Source organism: Streptomyces sp. NPDC048257 (genome assembly GCF_043201855.1).
GTDB lineage: Bacteria > Actinomycetota > Actinomycetes > Streptomycetales > Streptomycetaceae > Streptomyces.
On record NZ_JBICZI010000009.1, the window covers coordinates 116,714 to 136,645 of the forward strand.

The following is a 19,932-nucleotide window of genomic DNA, read 5'->3' on the forward strand; positions in this document are numbered from 1 at the left end:
GCTTTCGCATTTCGTCGACGCGTTGTTAACCCGCTGTTGTGCGGTCGTTGGGCCGATCACTGAATTCGCGGAATAGTTTCTGCCGCGTGCCAGAACGCAAACGCGTCGCCGTACTCGCCGATTCCGATACGCGATGGAAATGGGGCGCCCTCACCGCCCGCCGTCTCGTGCCCGACCACCAGCTCACCGGATTCCTGCTGCGCGGCCGCGCCACACCCACCGCGCGCCAGCTCGGTGAGGTGGGGGTGCGGGCCGACCGGCTCTCCGAAGTGACCTGCGCCGAGTTCCTCGCCGAGATCGAGTGCGAGCGCTACGACGTGGTCGTCCTCGCGCTCGTCGGCGGGGCCGTCCAGGCCGTCCTGCACGGCGCCCGCGCCCTGTGGCCGGCCCCGGCCAGGCGCCCCGTACTGGTCACCGGCTACGTGGGCGTCGTGTACGAGAAGCTCGCCGACGGACTGCTGCTGCGGCACGGCGCCGACCTCGTCCTCGCCAACTCCCGCCACGACGCCGAGCGGTTCCGCGCCGTGTACGAGGGCGCCGGCGCGGACGCCGCCGCCGTCACCGAGACCGCGCTGCCCTTCCTGGGCGGGGCGCCGTACGAGCCGGCCGGGAGCCGGGCCCACACGGTGGTCTTCGCCGTCCAGCCCTCCGTACCCGACGGCCGCGCCGACCGCGCCTACCTGCTGGAACGGGCCGCGGGGCACGCGCGCCTGCACCCGGAGCGGGAGGTGCTGATCAAACTGCGCAGCAGGCCCGGGGAGCACACCACACACCTGGAGGAGCAGCCGTACCAGCGGCTCGCGGAGCGGATCCCGGGCGGACTGCCCGCCAACTGCCGTCTGGTGTACGGGAACATGGGCGAGGTTCTGGACGGCGCCGACCTGCTGGTCACCGTCTCCTCCACGGCCGCCCTGGAGTCCCTGCACCGGTCCATCCCGACGGCGATCCTCACCGACCTCGGCATCCGCGAGGCCCTCGGCAACCACCACTTCCTGGGCTCCGGCTGCCTGGCCTCCTGGGACCAGATCGACTCCGGCCTCCTCCCCGAGGGGGACCCGGTCTGGCTGGCGGCGCAGGGCGTCCCGCCCCCGGCGGGCGCGGACGGAGCCGGCCCGGACGCCTACGCCGTGGCCCGGGCCAAGGCCGCCGGCCTGCTCGCCGCGGCCCGGCTGCCCTCGCCCGCCCCCTACTACACGCGCACCACCGCCCCCGGCTACCTCCCCGGGATCCTCGCCCGGCACCACCTCGCCCCCGACGGCACCCCGCTGCCCGGCGCGGCCCGCCCGGCGGCGGGGGAGTCCCGGCTGCGCCGCCGGCTCCGCGCCCACCTGCGCGAGGCCGCCCGCGGGGCGTACCGGCACGGGGTGCAGCGCGTGGCCCCGGTGATCCGCAGGCTGGGGGAGCTGTGAGGGTCCTCGCCGTCATCCCGGCCCGCGGCGGCTCCAAGGGGGTACCGGGCAAGAACCTCGCCGACGTCGCCGGCACCCCGCTCGTCGCCCGCGCCGTCCTGGCCTGCCGGGCCGCGCCGACCGTCACCGACGTGGTGGTCTCCACCGACTCCGAGGCGATCGCCGCCGCCGCCCGCGCAGCCGGAGCCGACGTCATCGCCCGCCCCACCGCGATCTCCGGTGACACGGCGAGCAGCGAGGCCGCCGTCCTGCACGCGCTCGCCGCCTTCGAGGAGCTGCACTCGGTCGTCGTGGACGTGGTCCTCCTCGTCCAGTGCACCAGCCCCTTCCTCGCCACCTCCGACGTCGAGTCGGTCGCCGTGGCCGTCGCCTCCGGGGCGGCCGACTCGGCCCTGACCGTGGCCCCCTTCCACGGCTTCCTCTGGCGGGACGGGGCCGACGGCTCCGGGACAGGGGTCAACCACGACCGGGCGCACCGCCCGCGGCGCCAGGACCGGCCGCAGGACCTGCTGGAGACGGGCGCCGCCTACGCCATGGACGCCACGGGCTTCCGCAGCGCCCGGCACCGGTTCTTCGGCCGCACCCTGACCGTCGCCACCGATCCCGCCCGGGTCCTGGAGATCGACGACCCGCACGACCTGGCCCGCGCCCGACTGCTCGCACCCCTGCTCGACCCGCGCCCGCCCGCACACCCCGCCCCACACCCGCCCGCACACCCCGCCCCACACCCCTCCGCACGCCCCTCCTCGCACCCCGACCCGCAGCTCACACCCCGCACACCCCCGCACCGAAGGACGCCCCCTGCCATGACCTCCACCACAGACCCCCGCCTGCGTACCTTCGGCTCCCGCACCGCGGGCCCCGGTCGCCCCGTCTACGTCGTCGGCGAGATCGGCATCAACCACAACGGCGACCTCGGCAACGCCTTCGCCCTCATCGACGCCGCCGCCGAAGCCGGCTGCGACGCCGTGAAGTTCCAGAAGCGCACCCCCGAGATCTGCACCCCGCGCGACCAGTGGGACATCGAACGCGACACCCCCTGGGGCCGGATGACCTACATCGACTACCGCCACAGGGTCGAGTTCGGCGAGGACGAGTACCGCGCCATCGACGATCACTGCGCCAAGCGCGGCATCGACTGGTTCGCCTCCCCGTGGGACACCGAGGCCGTCGCCTTCCTGGAGAAGTTCGACGTCCCCGCCCACAAGGTGGCCTCCGCCTCCCTCACCGACGACGAGCTGCTGCGCGCCCTGCGCGCCACCGGCCGCACCGTCGTCCTGTCGACCGGCATGTCCACCCCGCAGCAGATCCGCCACGCGGTGGAGGTGCTCGGCAGCGCCAACATCCTGCTCTGCCACGCGACTTCGACGTACCCGGCCAAGGCCGAGGAGCTCAACCTGCGGGTGATCAACACCCTCCGCGAGGAGTACCCCAACGTCCCGATCGGCTACTCCGGCCACGAGACGGGCCTGCAGACCACCCTCGCCGCCGTCGCCCTGGGCGCCGCCTTCGTCGAGCGCCACATCACCCTCGACCGCGCGATGTGGGGCTCCGACCAGGCCGCCTCCGTCGAGCCCGGCGGCCTGACCCGCCTGGTCCGAGACATCCGCACCATCGAGACCGCCCTCGGCGACGGCATCAAGCGCGTCTACGAGTCCGAACTCGGCCCCATGAAGAAGCTCCGCCGCGTCCGGGGCGAGCTGGCAGCCGTCTGACGTCCGGTCCGGCGCGTACGAGTCCGCCCCCCGACAAGGAGTACGTGGTGACCCCCTCCGCCCCCTCCACCCCGTCCGGCTCCACCCTGGCGTTCGTCGAGAGTCCGGTCCAGCTCCTGAACGTCCTGGAGTGGGCGTACGCGCGCACCGCACAGCCGCCGCAGCTGGACGGCGTCCCGCGCCAGCGGGGGCGCCGCGCCGCCGGCGGGGCCCTGCCCGGCCCCGGCTCCCGGCCGGCGGACGCCGAGTCCCCGCTGCGGATCGTGGTCCTGCCGCCCACCGACCCGATGTCCCGCGGCCAGCTGCGCCGGATGGCCGCCCTGGCGCGGGACGAGGGGCACGAGGTCCGGTGGCAGGAGGCGCGCGGCAGCCGGTTCGCGCCGCTGAAGGCGCTGGCCGCGCTGGCGCGCGAGGTACGCGCCGCGCGCACCGTCGTGGTCGGCGACCCCTTCTCGCGCTACGTCCAGCTCCTGCTCACCCTCGTACGCGCCGAGGAGCTGGTGGTGGTCGACGACGGCACCGCCACCATGGAGTTCATGGCCCAGACCGCCCGCGGCGAACGCCTCGTACGGTGGCACCGCGTCGGGGGCGGCGGGCTGCCCGGCCGGGTCCGCGAGCTGGCGTACGCACCCGTCTCGGCGACCGCGCGCCGCCGCTTCACCCCGGCCGCGGGCCGCGGCCACCGCGTCGAGGTGTTCAGCTCGATGCCCGTCACCGCCCACGGCGGGATGACGCTGCGGGTCAACGACTTCTCCTGGACCCGCGCCCGGTTCGGCCCGCCCCGCCTGACCAGGGGCACCGACCTGGTCGGCACCTCGCTGGTGGAGACCGGGGTGGTGGACCCGGACCGCTATCTGGACGCGGTGCGCGCCCTGACCCTGGAGCACGGCGCCACCCGCTACTTCGCCCACCGCCGCGAGTCCCCGGAGAAGCTGCGCACGCTGAGCCGGGCGACCGGGCTGGAGATCGTACGCCCGGACCTGCCGCTGGAGCTGATCGCCCGGCGGGGTCCGGTCGGCCGGACGATCGTCAGCTTTCCGTCCACCGTCGTCCACACGCTGCCGTACGCCCTCACCGGTACCGGTGTCACGGTCGCCGTATGCGATGTGGACCCCGCCTGGCTGACCGGGTCCGCCTCCCCGCGCGCCCGCAGCTTCCTGGCGGGGGTCACGGAGACCGCGCGTGATGTGCGCAGACTGCCTGCCCAGGCGGCTCCCACGGCCGGATGAGCGCGCGAGTTTACCCTCGGGCGCATACGGTCATGCGTCCAGTGGCCGGGTTTCTTTCCCCTAACGGCATGAACTTTTCGTGATCCCCGGCCAGTTGACCCGCCCGTGCGCCTACCCTTCAACGGGTGAACCAGTTGATGTCCCGCGAGTCCCAGACCGCCCAGCCCGCCGCGTCCGACCGGCCCGAGCTGCCCGGCAAGCTTCCGGACCACCTGCGTACCGAACTGATCGCCTTCCGCCGGGACTTGCACATGCACCCGGAGCTCGGACACCAGGAATTCCGTACCACCGCGGCGATCAAGGCCCGGCTGGAGAAAGCCGGCCTGCGACCACGGGTACTGAAGTCCGGCACGGGCCTCATCTGTGACGTCGGCACCTGGGACGGGGGCCGGCCGATGCTGGCCCTGCGCGCGGACATCGACGCCCTGCCCATCCCGGATGCCAAGACGCACGTGTCGTACCGCTCGACCTTCCCGGACCGCGCCCATGCCTGCGGCCACGACGTGCACACCGCGGTGGTGCTCGGGGCGGGGCTGGTCCTCGCCGAGCTCGACCGGCAGGGGCTGCTGCCCCGTCCCGTACGGCTGCTCTTCCAGCCCGCCGAGGAGGTGCTCCCGGGCGGGGCCACCGACGCCATCGATTCCGGGGTACTGGACGGCGTGGGCCGGATCGTCGCCGTGCACTGCGACCCCCGGGTCGACGCGGGGCGCATCGGGCTGCGGGCCGGGGCCATCACCTCCGCCTGCGACCGGCTGGAGGTCAGCCTCTCCGGCTCCGGCGGGCACACCGCACGCCCGCACCTGACCACCGACCTGGTGACGGCCGCCGCCCGGGTCGCCGTCGACGCCCCGGCCCTGCTGGCCCGCCGGATGGACGCCCGTTCGGGCATGTCGGTCACCTGGGGCCGGATCGAGGCCGGGCACGCCTGCAACGTCATCCCGATGCACGCCGAGCTGTCCGGAACCGTGCGCTGCCTGGACCTGAACGCCTGGCACGAGGCGCCGGACATGATCCACGCGGCGATCGACGAGATCGCGACCATGCACGGGGCCAAGTTCGAGATCAACCACGTGCGCGGAGTGCCTCCGGTGGTCAACGACCCGGTGATCACCGAGCTGCTGCGGGAGGCGATGGGGATCCGCTGCGGCGCGGAGTCGGTCGAGGACACCGAGCAGAGCCTGGGCGGCGAGGACTTCTCCTGGTACCTGGAGCACGTCCCGGGCGCGATGGCCCGGCTGGGAGTCCGCAAGCCCGGCGACACCGCCAAGCGCGACCTGCACCGCGGGGACTTCGACGTGGACGAGTCCGCGATCGCGGTCGGCGTGGAGTTCTTCACGGCCGCCGCACTGCTCGACGGGCGTCGCGCCGTGCCCGGCCGGTAGCCGGCCGATCGCCGGCCGATCGCCGGCCGGGGGAAACTCCTTACAACATCTGCGGGTCTCCCGTCAGGCGTGTCCGACCCTTGGTACACAAGGGTCGGACACGTAAGGAGTTACCAATCGGTCACTGTCCGGTTCACGACGATCCGATAACGACTCATGAACGGGCCTTTAACTGACATCTACGCGCGTTACGATCGCCGCGAAACCAGCGCCGGTCGTGGCGCTTCGGTCAGGTTTTGAAGGAGCCTCCCCTTGCGCCGGATCACCAGGATCGCCACCGTGGGCATCGCGTCCGCGGCGCTGGCCCTCTCGGCCACCGCCTGTGGCGGAAAGAAGTCGTCGGACTCCTCCGCCTCCCCCTCGGAGTCGGGTCAGAAGTCCGCAGCCATCGCGTACGACATCGGTGGCCGCGGCGACCAGTCGTTCAACGACGCCGCCTACGCCGGTCTGAAGAAGGCGGAAGCCGATCTGAAGGTCAAGGGCGCCGAGGCGGAGCCCACCGACGGTGAGGGCGAGGCCGACAAGGTCCAGCGCCTCACCGAGCTGGCCCGCAAGGGCAACAACCCGGTCATCGGCGTCGGCTTCGCCTACGCTCCGGCCATCAAGAAGGTCGCGCCGAAGTTCCCGAACACCACGTTCGGCATCATCGACGACACCTCGGTGACCGGCCCGAACATCGCCAACCTCGTCTTCAACGAGGAGCAGGGCTCCTACCTGGCCGGCGTCGCCGCCGCCAAGGTGTCGAAGACCGGCACGGTCGGCTTCATCGGCGGTGTCGAGGTTCCGCTGATCAAGAAGTTCGAGGCGGGCTTCACCCAGGGCGTCAAGGACACCAACCCGAACGCCAAGGTGCTCTCCGCGTACCTCACCCAGCCGCCGAACTTCGACGGTTTCGCCAAGCCCGACCTCGGCAAGGCCGCCGCGCTGGGTCAGCTCGACGCGGGCGGCGCCGACGTGGTCTACGCCGCTGCCGGTCTGGCCGGTTCGGGTGCCATCGAGGCCGCTTCCGCCAAGGGCAAGTGGGCCATCGGTGTCGACTCCGACCAGTACAACCAGGCCGGTCTGGCGAAGTACAAGGACGCCATCCTGACCTCGGTCACCAAGGACGTCTCGGACTCCGTCTTCAACCTGATCAAGTCGGTCGAGGACGGCAAGCCCACCACCGGTGAGATCCGTTACGGCCTGGACAAGGACGGCGTCGGCCTGGCCGACTCCAACCCGAAGTACAAGGAGATGGCGGACGTCATCGCCGCGGTGGAGAAGGCCAAGGCCGACATCATCGCCAAGAAGATCACCGTCAAGACCGCGCCGTAAGGCCGTTGCTGACATGTAGTCCTGGTCTCCGGGGTCCGGGAAGCGGTCGCTATCGCTCCCGGGCCCCGAGCCACGTTCTGTGACCAAGTGGCCTCCGCGGTCGCTAGTTTTCACTTCCGACAGTGCTACGCGCGTAGAAGCATCGTGGACGCGATACTTTCTCTCCCCGCCCTGTCCCCCCCTGCCTTCCGCTCCTTCCGCGCCAAGGAGAGTGCGTCATCAACGCGTCCAGCCCGCCCCCCGCCGTAGAACTGCACGGCATCACCAAGCGCTTCCCCGGCGTCGTCGCCAACAAGGACATCGCGATCACCGTCCGCAAGGGCACGGTCCATGCCTTGATCGGCGAGAACGGCGCCGGCAAGTCGACCCTGATGAAGATCCTCTACGGCATGCAGAAGCCGGACGAGGGCACCATCGCCATCGACGGGGAGCAGGTCTCCTTCCACACCCCCGGCGACGCCATCGCCCGCGGGATCGGCATGGTGCACCAGCACTTCATGCTCGCCGACAACCTCACCGTCCTGGAGAACGTGGTTCTCGGCGGCGAGAAGCTCTACGGCATCGGCGCCAAGGCCCGTAGGAAGATCATGGAGATCTCGGACGCGTACGGCCTCGGCGTACGCCCCGACGTCCTGGTCGAGGACCTCGGTGTCGCCGACCGGCAGCGCGTGGAGATCCTCAAGGTCCTCTACCGCGGCGCGAAGATCCTCATCCTCGACGAGCCGACCGCCGTGCTCGTGCCGCAGGAGGTGGACGCACTCTTCGACAACCTGCGCGAGCTCAAGGCCGAGGGCCTGACCGTCATCTTCATCTCGCACAAGCTGGGCGAGGTACTGAAGGTCGCCGACGACATCACCGTCATCCGGCGCGGCACCACGGTCGGCACCGCCGACCCGAAGACCGCCACCACCAAGCAGCTCGCCGAGCTGATGGTCGGCTCCGAGCTGCCCTCGCCCGAGACCCGCGAGTCCACGGTGACCACGACCCCGATGCTCAAGGTCGAGGACCTGACCGTCGCCGAGACCGGCGTCGTCATGGTCCGCGACGAGACCTCGGCCCGCGTCGTCCTGCCGATGGACCGCACCACCGACCCGCGCGCCGAACTCGGCCGGCTCCTGCTCGACGGGATCAGCTTCACGATCCACAAGGGCGAGATCCTCGGCATCGCGGGCGTCGAGGGCAACGGCCAGACCGAGCTGATCGAAGCGCTCATGGGCATGATCACCCCCGACGCGGGCGTGATCACGCTGGACGGCACCGACATCACCAAGTCTCCGGTGCGCAAGCGCCGCGAGGGCGGCATCGGGTACATCCCCGAGGACCGTCACCGCCACGGCCTGCTGCTGGAGTCCCCGCTGTGGGAGAACCGGATCCTCGGCCACGTCACCGAGCGACCCAACTCCAAGAACGGCATCCTCGACCTGAAGGCGGCCCGCAAGGACACCGAGCGGATCGTGCGCGAGTACGACGTCCGCACCCCGGGCATCGAGGTCACCGCGGCGTCCCTCTCCGGCGGCAACCAGCAGAAGCTGATCGTCGGCCGCGAGATGAGCCACAACCCGAAGTTCCTCATCGCCGCCCACCCCACCCGCGGTGTGGACGTCGGCGCGCAGGCGCAGATCTGGGACGCGATCCGCGAGGCCCGCCGCGAAGGCCTGGCGGTCCTGCTGATCTCCGCGGACCTGGACGAGCTCATCGGCCTGTCCGACACCCTGCGCGTGATCTACCGAGGCCGGCTGGTCGCGGACGCGGACCCCGCGACCGTCACGCCCGAGGAGCTCGGCACCGCCATGACGGGCGCCGCTTCGGGGCACCTGGAAGCAACCGACAACCACTCCGCCGGTACCGACGCGGGTACCGAATCGCCGGAGGACGAGGCCCGATGAAGACATTCGACAAGGACCGGCTGATGCTCGCCATCGCCGGGCCCGCGCTCGCGCTGGTGGCCGCCTTCGTGCTGACCATGATCGTGCTGGGGGCGACGGGCATCAACCCGATCGAGCCCCTGCGCCTCATGGTGGAGAACGGCGGGTACGAGGACATCCAGGTCCTCATCGTCAACCAGGCCGGTACGTACTACCTGGCAGCCCTGGCCGTCGCCATCGGCTTCCGCATGAACCTCTTCAACATCGGCGTCGACGGCCAGTACCGTCTCGCCGCGATGGTCTCCGCCGTGGTCGGTGGCGCCATCGCACTGCCCGGCCCGCTGCACATCCTGCTGATCGTGCTCGTCGCGATGCTGACCGGCGCCTTCTGGGCCGGTATCGCGGGTGTCCTGAAGGCCAAGCGCGGCGTCAGCGAAGTCGTCTCGACGATCATGCTGAACGCGATCGCGACGAGCCTCATCGCCTGGCTGATCCTGCCGAAGAACCTCGGCGTCCAGGTGGAGGGCTCCAACGACCTGACCACGGGCGAGATCGCCCAGTCCGGCTGGTTCCCGGCGCTCTCGCTGGGCGACTCGGGCGAGATCTACGGCTTCACGTTCGTGGCCTTCGCGCTCGGCATCGTCTACTGGTTCGTGCTCAACCGCACCCGTTTCGGCTTCGACCTGCGCGCCAGCGGCGCGAGCGAGTCCGCCGCCGCGGCCTCGGGTGTCGACTCCAAGAAGATGATCATCACCGCGATGCTCATCTCCGGCGCCGTCGCCGGTCTGTCGGGCATGCCGGTACTGCTCGGTGAGAGCCACACGTACACCCTCGTCTTCCCCGTGGGCGTCGGCTTCACCGGCATCACCATCGCGCTGCTCGGCCGCAACAGCCCCGTCGGCATCTTCTTCGCCGCACTCCTGATGGCCTTCATCGACAAGGCGTCCGCCGGTCTCGACACGGCCGGTTACGCCAAGGAGATCGGCACGATCATGAAGGGCCTGATCGTGATCGCGGTGGTCGTCTCCTACGAGCTCGTCCGCCGTTACGGCATCCGCCGCCAGCAGCAGAAGGTCGGCGAGGAACTCGCCGCCGGCGGCGCCATCAAGACCGACAAGGAGGTCGCGGCGTGAGCACCAGTACCGTCTCCGCGACGAGTGCCGCCCCGAAGAAGCCGGGCGGCCGCAAGAAGCTCACCCTCCCGTGGATCATGCTGATCGTCGCGGGCGCCCTCGCGCTGGTCTCGCTCGTCCGCGTGATCAGCGGGGCCGACGACCTGACCTCCGTCGGCCAGGTCTCCGGCGCGCTCTCCCTCGCCGTGCCGATCGGTCTCGCCGGTCTCGGCGGTCTGTGGGCCGAGCGTGCCGGTGTGGTCAACATCGGCCTCGAAGGCATGATGATCCTCGGCACCTGGTTCGGTGCCTGGGCCGGTTACCAGTGGGGCCCGTGGACCGGTGTGCTCGTCGGCATCGCCGGCGGCGCCGTCGGCGGCCTGCTGCACGCGATCATCACGGTGACCTTCAACGTCAACCACATCGTCTCCGGTGTGGCCATCAACATCCTGGCGCTGGGCTTCACCCAGTACCTGTCGAACTTCACGTTCGCCGAGGCCCCGGGCGGCTCCTCCAAGCAGTCGCCGCAGGTCGAGCCGATCTACAAGGTCACCGTTCCAGGGCTGTCCGACTGGATGTCCGACCTCCAGGGCAAGCACTGGTTCTTCATCTCGGACCTCGCGGGCGTCATCGGCGGTCTGGTCACCGAGATCTCGCTGCTGACCATCGTGGCCCTGCTGCTGATCCCCGCCACCTGGTGGCTGCTGTGGCGGACCTCCTTCGGCCTGCGGCTGCGCTCCTGCGGTGAGAACCCGATCGCCGCGGAGTCGCTGGGCGTCAACGTCTACAAGTACAAGTACATCGCCGTGATCGTCTCGGGCGCCCTCGCGGGCCTCGGCGGCGTGTTCCTGTCCGAGGTCGCCAGCCCGATCTACCAGGAGGGCCAGACCGGCGGCCGCGGCTACATCGGTCTCGCCGCGATGATCTTCGGCAACTGGATGCCGGGCGGCATGGCGATGGGTGCGGGCCTGTTCGGCTTCATCGACAGCCTCAAGCTGCGCGGTGGTGCCGAGAACGTCCACGCGATGCTGCTGCTGATCGCCATCCTCCTGGTGCTGGTCTTCGCCTGGCAGCTGTACAAGAAGAAGTACATCCAGGCCGGCGTCGCGGCGGCCTTCGCCGCGCTGCTGTTCCTCTGGTACGCGACGACGGACTCGGTGCCGAGCCAGTTCGTGGACGCCGCCCCGTACCTGACCACGCTGCTGGTGCTCGCGCTGTCGGCGCAGCGCCTGCGGATGCCCAAGGCGGACGGCATGCCGTACCGCAAGGGCCAGGGCAAGTGACCTCCGGTCAGGCGGTGGACTGGGAAGCCCTGCGGACGGCCGCCCGGGACGCGATGACCCGGGCGTACGCCCCGTACTCGGGCTTCCCGGTCGGGGTCGCCGCCCTGGTGGACGACGGCCGCGTCGTGACCGGCTGCAACGTCGAGAACGCCAGCTACGGACTGGGCCTGTGCGCCGAGTGCGGGCTGGTCTCCTCCCTCCAGGCCACCGGCGGCGGCCGCCTCACGCACTTCACCTGCGTGGACGGCAAGGGCGAGATCCTCGTCCCGTGCGGCCGCTGTCGCCAGCTGCTGTACGAGTTCGGCGGCGACGAGCTGCTGGTGGAGACCCCGGACGGGGTCCTCCCGCTGGCGGCGATGCTGCCGCAGGCCTTCGGGCCCGACCACCTGAGATAGCCGTGCCGACGGCCCTTCGCCCCTGCCGGGCGGAGGGCCGTCGTACTTCCGTTCCCTGAACCCCTCTCCTCCCTCTCTCTATGCGCGTAGAAGGAAGCACCTCATGGACGTCATCTCCGTCATCCGGACCAAGCGGGACCGCGGTGAGCTGAGCCCCGAGCAGATCGACTGGGTCATCGACGCGTACACCCGCGGTGTCGTGGCCGACGAGCAGATGTCGGCGCTGGCGATGGCCATCCTGCTCAACGGCATGAACCGTACGGAGATCGCCCGCTGGACCGCGGCGATGATCGCCTCCGGCGAGCGCATGAACTTCGACTCCCTCTCCCGCCCGACCGCCGACAAGCACTCCACCGGCGGCGTCGGCGACAAGATCACCCTCCCGCTCGCGCCGCTCGTCGCCGCCTGCGGCGCGGCCGTGCCGCAGCTGTCCGGCCGCGGCCTCGGCCACACCGGCGGCACCCTCGACAAGCTGGAGTCCATCCCCGGCTGGCGCGCGCTGCTCTCCAACGAGGAGATGCTGCACGTCCTGGACACCACCGGCGCGGTCATCTGCGCGGCGGGCGACGGCCTGGCCCCGGCGGACAAGAAGCTCTACGCGCTGCGCGACGTCACCGGCACGGTCGAGGCCATCCCGCTGATCGCCTCCTCGATCATGTCGAAGAAGATCGCCGAGGGCACCGGCTCGCTCGTCCTGGACGTCAAGGTCGGCACCGGCGCCTTCATGAAGAACCTCGCGGACGCGCAGGAGCTGGCCCACACGATGGTCAGCCTCGGCACGGACAGCGGGGTGAAGACGGTCGCGCTGATCACCGACATGTCGACCCCGCTCGGCCTGACCGCAGGCAACGCCCTCGAAGTCCGCGAGTCGGTCGAGGTCCTGGCCGGAGGCGGCCCCGCCGACGTGGTCGAGCTGACCATCGCGCTGGCCAGGGAGATGCTGGACGCGGCGGGCATCAAGGACGCCGACCCGGCGAAGGCCCTGGCCGACGGCTCCGCGATGGACCACTGGCGCCGGATGATCGCGGCCCAGGGCGGCGACCCGGACGCGACCCTGCCGGTGGCCCGCGAGCAGCACGTGGTCACCGCCCCCGCATCGGGCGTCCTGACCCGCCTGGACGCGTACGGGGTCGGCGTCGCCGCGTGGCGCCTGGGCGCCGGCCGCGCGCGCAAGGAGGACCCGGTGCAGGCGGGCGCGGGCGTCGAGCTCCACGCGAAGCCGGGCGACACGGTGACTGCGGGCCAGCCGCTGATGACCCTGCACACGGACACCCCGGAGAAGTTCGAGTACGCCCTCGCCTCCCTGGCGGGCACGTACGACATCGCCCCGGCGGGCACGGCCTTCTCCGCCACGCCGATCGTCCTGGACCGCATCGCCTGACCTGCGGCTTCCCCTCCGTATGAACGGGACCGGTGGACTTCCACCGGTCCCGTTCGGCATGCCGGGCCCTGCCGGGACCTACAGCAGGGGCAGGGCCTCGTCGGGTCGTGGTTCGCGTCGCTGCTCCAGCCAGAACAGGTAGCCGCGTAGGTAGGACTCCAGGCCGTCGTCGATATGGGCGACGAAGTCGCGCAGGCCGCGGGCGGCGTCCTTGTGGTGCACCCGGAATTCGGGGTCGCCGGCGTCCCGCTCGGCGGCGGCGGAGACGGCCCATTCACGGATCCGCCCGCGGCCTCGCCACCAGTCGCGAACGGCCCCGACGGTCCAGTGGTCGTCGCCGTCCCAGCCGTAGCCGGAGTACAGCTCCAGCCGGGCGGCGCTCAGCAGGTGCTCGGTCTCGAAGGCGTTGACCGGCTGGCGGTAGACGAATTCCTGGTCGCCGTCGTAGGCGATGTGGCGCGGAGCCTCCCACCGGCCGAGCTCCATGCAGTCGGTGTCCGCCCCGTAGAACGGGCCGGGGACGTTGCGCCGGTTCCGCTCGGCCCAGACCCCTGTGAACACCGGGAAGCGGAGGGCCCCGGGTGTGACGAGCCGACGGGCGTAGGGCACCGGATCCCAGTAGGCAGGCTTCATCGCGTCATTGTGCGGGCCCGCCGATGAGTTCCGTCGGGCGGGGCAGTCACCCTTGTGTGAAGATCCAGCGACTCGTGCTGCCCGGACCGGGACCGGCCGCCCACGACGCGGCGCGGCTGTGTGCGCGCCTGGCCCGGCTGTACGAGGACGGGGCGTGCGCGGTGGAGTGCGACGCGCGCGCCGTCACCGCGCCGGGCCTGGGCGCCGTCGAGGTGCTGGCCCGGCTGCGGCTGACCGCCCGGGGGCGGCCGCTGCGGGTGACCGGGGCCGCGCCCGCCCTGCGGGCCCTACTGGACCTCGTAGGCCTCGTCGAGCTGCTCGGGGAGGCCGAACAGCGGGAACCACCGCCCGGTGTCCAGGAAGGCGTTGAGCCCGACGATCTTGCCCTCTGAGACCTCCAGGACCTGGAGCGCCCACGGGGTGTGGCCCGGCCGCCCGTCCTCGCGCGGACGGTACTGGCCGAAGGCCGGCATGCCGTTCGCCGTCGTCGGGACCAGCCGGGACCCCTTGCAGCCGATGCCCTGGTTCAGGTGCCAGGCCGCGATGTCCTCGTGGCCCTGGAGCCACAGGTCGAACGGCGGCATCGACAGCACCGCGTCCTCGTGCAGGAGTGTGGTGAGCCGGGAGATGTCGTAGGCCTCGAAGGCGGAGAGGTACCGCTCCAGCAGCTTCGCCTGGTCCGCGTCGAGCGGATCCGCCGGGTCGCTGTCGCGCAGCGACTGCCCGGCCAGGGTGGCCCGCGCCCGCTGCAGCGCGCTGTTCACCGAGGCCGTCGTGGTCTCCAGGAGCCGGGCCACCTCGTCGGCCTTCCAGGCGAGCACCTCGCGCAGGATGAGCACCGCCCGCTGCTTGGCCGGCAGGTGCTGGAGCGCCGCGACGAAGGCCAGTCGTACGGATTCCTTCGCCAGCGCCATCTCCGCCGGGTCGGCGGTCTGCGGCAGGACCCGGCCGTCCGGGACCGGCTCCAGCCAGGTCACCTCGGGGCGCTCGTTGAGCACGGCGGAGGCCTGGTGCTGCGGGGCGGTCAGATCCATCGGGCGGGCCCGCTTGTTCCCGGCGTTCAGCAGGTCCAGACAGACGTTGGTGGCGATCCGGTAGAGCCACGACCGCAGCGAGGCGCGGCCCTCGAACGTGGCGTAGCTGCGCCAGGCGCGGACGTACGTGTCCTGCACCGCGTCCTCGGCGTCGAAGGAGGAGCCGAGCATGCGGTAGCAGTAGCCGGTGAGCTCGATCCGGTACCGGTCCATCGCCGTGTCGAGGTCAAGATCGGTGGCGAGGTCGCTCATGTCCGTTCATCCCCCTGGTCGTTCCGTTACCTCGGAACCTACCGGAGGGGTCTGACAACGGCAGCCGGAAGAGCCGTCGCCGCTACGTATGTCGACGTCAAGTTTCTTGACGTCAAGATTGATGTGCGGCAGGCTTCTCCAGGTATCTCGACGTCGAGATACCTGGACGGTGGATGCGGTCGATACGGGGGACTGGGATGCGCGGCGGGGAGAGCCGGAAGGCACGACGGGGGGAACCGGGCCTGCTGGCGCAACTGCGGCGGCCGCCCGGCGGCCGTGACGCACGGATCATGCTGCTCACCCAGGCGCTGGACCGAGCGGGCACCGGCGTGTGGGCCGCGTCCTCCGTCCTCTACTTCACCTTCGTGGTCGGCCTCGACGCCGGGCAGCTGGGACTGCTGCTGGGCGCGGCCGGGGTGGCGGGCATCGCCGGATCACCGCTGGCGGGCCACCTCGCCGACCGCTTCCAGGTGCGCACCCTGCTCATCGGCTGCCACCTCATCCGCCTCGGGGCGCTGTGCGTCCTGCTGGTGGTCACCGACTTCCGCGTGCTGCTGCTCCTGTTCGCCGTCACCCACCTGGGAGACCGGGCGGCCAAGACGCTGGAGATGCTCTTCGCCACCCGGGTCGCGGGTGAGCGCCGCTCCACCTACCAGGCGCTGTCGCGCAGCTCGGCCAACGCCGGCTACGCCCTCGGCGCGGGCCTCGCCGCCATCGGCCTCGCCGTCGGCACCCGGGGCGCCTACCACGTGCTGATCCTGGCCAACGCGCTGTCGTTCCTCGTGGCCGCGGCCCTGGTGTGGCGCACCCGGGAGCCGCGCGGCCGCGGGCTGGTGGCCGCCCGGCCCGGCGACTCCGGCGACTCCGGCGAGGGGGAACGGGCCCCGGCGGCCGGGGCGACCGGAGCGACCGGAGCGAGCCCCTGGCGGGACCGCGGCTACCTGCGGTTCGTCCTGCTGGACATCCCGATGAACCTGGACGACTCGATCCTCGGCGTCGGCCTGCCGCTGTGGCTGGTCGGCCACACCGAGGCCCCGCACGCCCTGATTCCGGCCTTCCTGGTCATCAACACCGTGCTCGTCGTCGCCCTCCAGCTCCGGGTGTCGGCGCGGGTCCCGGACGCCCGCCGGGCCGCGGGCGCGGTCGCCCTCTACGGATGGATGACGCTCGCCTGTTGCGTCTTCCTGGCCACCACCCCCGGGTCCGGGGTCTGGGCGGCCTCGGCCGCCCTGCTCGCCGCGGCGGTGCTGGCCACCGCGGCGGAGCTGATGCGCTCGGTGAGCTCCTGGGAACTGGCGGTCTCCCTCGCACCGCAGGAGGCGCGCGCCTCCTACCTCGGGGTGGCCGGCATGGCCCAGTCCGTCCAGAAGTCCGCGGGCCCGCTGCTGCTCACCGGCGCGGTGATGGCGGCCGGCCCGGCGGGCTGGCTGGCCCTCGGGGTGGGGGTGGCGGGGCTGTCCCTCGTCCAACGCCGTGCCAGCCTGCGCCGGTTGGACCGCCTGCCCGCCGCGCCCGCTCCTACCGGGCCCGTAGAACCCGTAGAACCCGTAGAGCCCGTAGAGCCCGTCGAGCCCGTCGAGCCCGTAGAGTCCGCCGCCAAGGCCTCTCAGGTACCGGGCTTGCGGCCGTAGACGTAGACGTCCTCGCCGTTGCCCAGCATGTTCCAGTACGCCTTGGCGTCGGCGGCCCGCATGTTCACGCAGCCGCCCGAACCCGGCGGGTTCCACATGCTCTTGGTGGTCGAGTGGAAGGCGATGCCGCCGTCGAAGAACTGCGCGTACGGCATCGAGACGTCGTAGAGCGTCGACCAGTGGTCGATGTTGCGGTAGTAGATCTTCTTCAGGCCGGACCGGGTCTCCGTGCCGTCCTTGCCGGTGCGGACCGGGACGGGCCCGTACTTCAGGGTGGCGCCGTCCTGGATCCAGCTCAGCTGCCGGGTCAGGTCGACGCAGGCGATCCGCCCCCGGTTCACCGGGCAGTTGCCCGCCCGGTTCGGGGTGGTGCCGGCCGCCCGCTGGGCCAGCATCGTGTTCATCGTCCGCCAGGTCAGCGGCCCGGCGTAGCCCTGGGTCGGGGTGATCCCGTGGCTCGCCTGGAAGGACCGGATCGCGGTGCAGTCGGCCGCGGACTGCTTCCCGTCCACCGGCTGCCCGAGGAACTGCTCGATCTGCCGCTGGTACGGCCCGGTGGTGAGGTTGCAGGTGGCGGCGGCCTGCGCCGCACCGCCGCCCACGACCACCAGCGGCAGCGCCAGCGCGGCCGCCCCGCCCAGCACCGCCGCCCGCTGCCCCAGGCGCCTGCGTGACCTCCGCGTCCCCGGCCCCGGCCCCGGCCCCGTCCCGATCCCGATCCCCATCAGGTCCTCCCCTGCTCGCACAGCGTCGTTCTCCGTGTTGAATGCCCGGAAAACAAGCAGGGGTTGCCTCCGCAGGGAGCGTAGATTTCGTCAGCGCGCGCCCACGGCCGAAGCCGGCATCCGCCGCTCCGCGCGGGCCGCGTGCGACCCGTAGAGGGTGATCGACACGACGCCGAGCACCGCCAGCAGGGCGATGCCGACCGTCGCCGCCCATCCGGCCCCGTGGTAGGCGAGGGCGCCCAGGGTGCCGCCCGCGCTGGAGCCGAGGTAGTACGCCGACTGGTAGAGCGCGGAGGCCTGCGCCCGGCCCGTCTTCGCCGTCCGGCTCACCGCGGCGGAGGCCACCGCGTGCCCCGCGAAGAAGCCCGCGGTGATCAGGACCAGCCCGAGCACGATCGCCGCCAGGGAGTCGGACAGCGACAGCAGCAGCCCCAGTGCCGTGGTGGTCACGGCCAGGTACAGCGCGCCGCGCCGCCCCGTGCGGGCCACCAGCTTGCCGGCGGCGGCCGAGGAGACCGTACCGACCAGGTAGATCAGGAAGATCGACCCGACGACGCCCTGCCCGAGCGAGAACGGCTCGTCCACCAGGCGATAGCCGATCACGGTGTAGACCGCGCCGAAGACCGTCATGAACAGCGCGCCGATCCCGTACAGCCGCAGCAGCAGCGGATCGCGCAGATGGCCGGCGACGGTACGGCCCACCGCACGCGGGTTCAGCGACGCGGGCCGGAAGAACCGGGCCCGGGGCAGCAGCACCAGGAAGGCCACCGCGCACGCCAGCGACATCACGGCGACGGCCGCCAGGCCCGCCCGCCAGCCCCACAGCTGCGCGGCCCAGCCGGTGACCAGCCGGCCGCTCATCCCGCCGATGGAGTTCCCCGCCACGAACAGGCCGATCGCGGCCACCAGGGCCTTCGGCCTGACCTCCTCCGCCAGGTACGCCATCGCGGAAGCCGGGATCCCGGCGATCGCCGCGCCCTGGACGGCGCGCAGCGCCACCAGCCACTCCACGTTCGGCGCGAACGGCACCAGCAGGCCCACGCCGACGGCGACCACCATCGAGCAGGCCATCATCCGGGTGCGGCCGAACCGCTCGGACAGCGCGCTCAGCGGCAGGACGAACAGCGCGAGCGCGCCGGTGGCCGCGGACACCGTCCAGCTGGCCTGGCCCGCCGTCACGCCGAAGCCGGCGGAGATCGCGGGCAACAGGGCCTGGGTGGAGTAGAGGAGGGCGAACGTCGCGAGTCCGGCGGCGAAGAGCGCGAGGCTCATCCGGCGGTAGCCGGGGCGGCCGGGGGAGAGGGGCTGCGGTGCGGGGGACGACGGGGTGGAGGCACCCGGGATGACGGGTGCCCCGGTATGAACGGGAGGCATGCTTCGACGGTAGGCCCGTCCTTTTCATGCGTCCAATGCACAGAATTGAGATAATCGATCCACTGCTGCATCAACCCAGCTCAGAGGCGTGGATGTCGATGAACCGTTACGTAGAAGACATGGCCGTGACAACTTTGCTGGCCCCGCGGCTGGCCTATTTCGTTGCGGTCGCCCGCCACGAGCACGTCACCCGCGCCGCCCACGAGCTGGGCGTCCCGCAATCCACCCTGTCCCGCGCCATGGTCCGGCTCGAACAGGATCTCGGCGTCACGCTGTTCGCCCGCAAGGGCCGTACGGTCGCCCTCACCACGGCGGGCCGCACCTTCCTGGCCTCGGCCGAGCAGGCCCTGACGGAGATCGACCGCGCCGCCGAATCCGTACAGCAGGACGCCGATCCGGCGGCCGGCAAGGTGGCCTTCGGCTTCCTGCACACCCTGGGGTCCGAGACCGTACCCGGCCTCATCCGGGCCTTCCGCGCCGACCACCCGCGGATCCGGTTCTCCCTCGTCCAGAACTACGGCGAGGCCATGCTGGAGAAGCTCCGGGCCGGTGAACTCGACCTGTGCCTCACCTCCCCGCTGCCGGACGCCCCCGACCTGGTGGCCCGCCGCCTCGACGAACAGCGGCTGCGGCTGGTGGTCCCGGACGACCACCGGCTCGCGACCCGCAAGCGCATCCGGCTCGCCGAGGCCGCGGAGGAAACCTTCGTCACCCTGGAGCCCGGCTACGGCATGCGCCGCATCACCGACGACCTGTGCGCGGAGGCCGGGTTCACCCCCAAGGTCGCCTTCGAGGGCGAGGAGGCCGAAACCCTGCGCGGCCTGGTCGCCGCCGGCCTCGGCGTGGCCCTCCTGCCGCCCCCGGCCGTGGCCCGCCCCGGAGTCGTCGAGCTGACGGTCACCGCCCCGCGCGCGGTCCGCGAGATCGGCGTCGCCTGGCTCGACGGCCACCCCGACACCCCGCCGGTGGCGGAGTTCAAGCGCTTCCTCCTCTCCCGCCGCGGCCGCCTCATCCCGGACCTGGAACCCCTGCCCTAGCCGGGCCACTCCTCGGCGAGGCCAACTCAGCCTCGCCGGCGTGTGAGGCGCGGGGTCTGGGGCGGCGCCCCAGGAAACCCGGCTCCGCCGGGCAGGGGGGGGGGGGCGGGGCCCCCCGCGCGCCCCCCCCCCCGGGGGGGGGGGCGCCGCGCCGGGGGGCG

Annotated in this window: 17 protein-coding genes and 1 pseudogene; 14 read left to right on the forward strand and 4 right to left on the reverse strand. The window is 71.8% G+C overall.

Translation table 11 applies throughout. The features are described 5' to 3' along the window. Positions 1-86: 86 nt before the first annotated feature. From ACGFZK_RS19860 to ACGFZK_RS19910, 11 genes and pseudogenes are all read left to right on the forward strand, one after another. Positions 87-1,409 (forward strand): DUF6716 putative glycosyltransferase, encoded by a 1,323-nt coding sequence (locus ACGFZK_RS19860; protein ID WP_393850176.1) that lies wholly within the window; start codon positions 87-89, stop codon positions 1,407-1,409. Further along, a pseudogene (locus tag ACGFZK_RS19865) lies at positions 1,406-1,771 on the forward strand (cytidylyltransferase domain-containing protein); the annotation flags it as partial. The gene ACGFZK_RS19860 and the pseudogene ACGFZK_RS19865, both read left to right, overlap by 4 nt. 444 nt (positions 1,772-2,215) lie before the next feature. Next, positions 2,216-3,124 (forward strand): N-acetylneuraminate synthase family protein, encoded by a 909-nt coding sequence (locus ACGFZK_RS19870; protein ID WP_393850302.1) that lies wholly within the window; start codon positions 2,216-2,218, stop codon positions 3,122-3,124. A 47-nt stretch (positions 3,125-3,171) separates the two neighbouring features. Then, complete coding sequence (locus tag ACGFZK_RS19875; protein ID WP_393850177.1) at positions 3,172-4,353, forward strand: hypothetical protein; 1,182 nt, start codon at positions 3,172-3,174, stop codon at positions 4,351-4,353. Positions 4,354-4,490: 137 nt separating this feature from the next. Next, positions 4,491-5,735: an amidohydrolase gene (locus tag ACGFZK_RS19880; protein WP_393850303.1), complete on the forward strand. Its 1,245-nt coding sequence runs from the start codon at positions 4,491-4,493 to the stop codon at positions 5,733-5,735. Positions 5,736-5,987: 252 nt separating this feature from the next. After that, positions 5,988-7,049, forward strand: coding sequence for a BMP family protein (locus tag ACGFZK_RS19885; RefSeq protein ID WP_393850178.1), 1,062 nt, complete (start codon positions 5,988-5,990; stop codon positions 7,047-7,049). A 218-nt stretch (positions 7,050-7,267) separates the two neighbouring features. After that, positions 7,268-8,935, forward strand: a complete 1,668-nt coding sequence (locus tag ACGFZK_RS19890; RefSeq protein WP_393850304.1) for an ABC transporter ATP-binding protein — start codon at positions 7,268-7,270, stop codon at positions 8,933-8,935. After that, positions 8,932-10,047: an ABC transporter permease gene (locus tag ACGFZK_RS19895; RefSeq protein ID WP_393850179.1), complete on the forward strand. Its 1,116-nt coding sequence runs from the start codon at positions 8,932-8,934 to the stop codon at positions 10,045-10,047. Before ACGFZK_RS19890 ends, ACGFZK_RS19895 begins: the two co-directional genes overlap by 4 nt. After that, positions 10,044-11,309: an ABC transporter permease gene (locus tag ACGFZK_RS19900; protein ID WP_393850180.1), complete on the forward strand. Its 1,266-nt coding sequence runs from the start codon at positions 10,044-10,046 to the stop codon at positions 11,307-11,309. The genes ACGFZK_RS19895 and ACGFZK_RS19900 overlap by 4 nt, the downstream gene beginning before the upstream one ends. Next, positions 11,306-11,704, forward strand: a complete 399-nt coding sequence (locus ACGFZK_RS19905; protein WP_393850181.1) for a cytidine deaminase — start codon at positions 11,306-11,308, stop codon at positions 11,702-11,704. The genes ACGFZK_RS19900 and ACGFZK_RS19905 overlap by 4 nt, the downstream gene beginning before the upstream one ends. A 103-nt stretch (positions 11,705-11,807) precedes the next feature. Then, positions 11,808-13,085, forward strand: a complete 1,278-nt coding sequence (locus tag ACGFZK_RS19910; RefSeq protein ID WP_393850182.1) for a thymidine phosphorylase — start codon at positions 11,808-11,810, stop codon at positions 13,083-13,085. Positions 13,086-13,163: 78 nt separating this feature from the next. Here ACGFZK_RS19910 and ACGFZK_RS19915 read toward each other — a convergent pair whose 3' ends face one another. After that, entirely contained in the window at positions 13,164-13,718 is a 555-nt protein-coding gene (locus ACGFZK_RS19915; protein ID WP_393850183.1) for a ferredoxin, read from the reverse strand. A 56-nt stretch (positions 13,719-13,774) separates the two neighbouring features. Here ACGFZK_RS19915 and ACGFZK_RS19920 point away from each other — a divergent pair, with 56 nt between their 5' ends. After that, a complete protein-coding gene (locus ACGFZK_RS19920) occupies positions 13,775-14,110 on the forward strand; it encodes an STAS domain-containing protein (protein WP_393850184.1) in 336 nt (111 codons plus the stop codon). Here the strand turns inward: ACGFZK_RS19920 and ACGFZK_RS19925 are convergent. Then, on the reverse strand, positions 14,006-15,004 hold the full coding sequence (locus tag ACGFZK_RS19925; protein ID WP_393850185.1) for a sigma-70 family RNA polymerase sigma factor: 999 nt from the start codon (positions 15,002-15,004) through the stop codon (positions 14,006-14,008). The two genes, ACGFZK_RS19920 and ACGFZK_RS19925, sit on opposite strands and share 105 nt — an antisense overlap. A gap of 290 nt (positions 15,005-15,294) precedes the next feature. Between ACGFZK_RS19925 and ACGFZK_RS19930 the strand changes: the two genes are divergently transcribed. Continuing rightward, positions 15,295-16,635: an MFS transporter gene (locus ACGFZK_RS19930; RefSeq protein WP_393850186.1), complete on the forward strand. Its 1,341-nt coding sequence runs from the start codon at positions 15,295-15,297 to the stop codon at positions 16,633-16,635. Here ACGFZK_RS19930 and ACGFZK_RS19935 read toward each other — a convergent pair. Beyond that, positions 16,611-17,360 (reverse strand): L,D-transpeptidase family protein, encoded by a 750-nt coding sequence (locus ACGFZK_RS19935; protein ID WP_393850187.1) that lies wholly within the window; start codon positions 17,358-17,360, stop codon positions 16,611-16,613. The genes ACGFZK_RS19930 and ACGFZK_RS19935 overlap by 25 nt on opposite strands. A 90-nt stretch (positions 17,361-17,450) precedes the next feature. Next, positions 17,451-18,734 carry an MFS transporter gene (locus ACGFZK_RS19940; protein ID WP_393850188.1) on the reverse strand — a complete coding sequence of 428 codons (1,284 nt, stop codon included), beginning with the start codon at positions 18,732-18,734 and terminating at the stop codon, positions 17,451-17,453. Positions 18,735-18,796: 62 nt separating this feature from the next. On the opposite strand from ACGFZK_RS19940, the gene ACGFZK_RS19945 reads away from it, so the two are divergent. Beyond that, a complete protein-coding gene (locus tag ACGFZK_RS19945) occupies positions 18,797-19,771 on the forward strand; it encodes a LysR family transcriptional regulator (RefSeq protein ID WP_393850305.1) in 975 nt (324 codons plus the stop codon). Positions 19,772-19,932 lie beyond the last annotated feature (161 nt).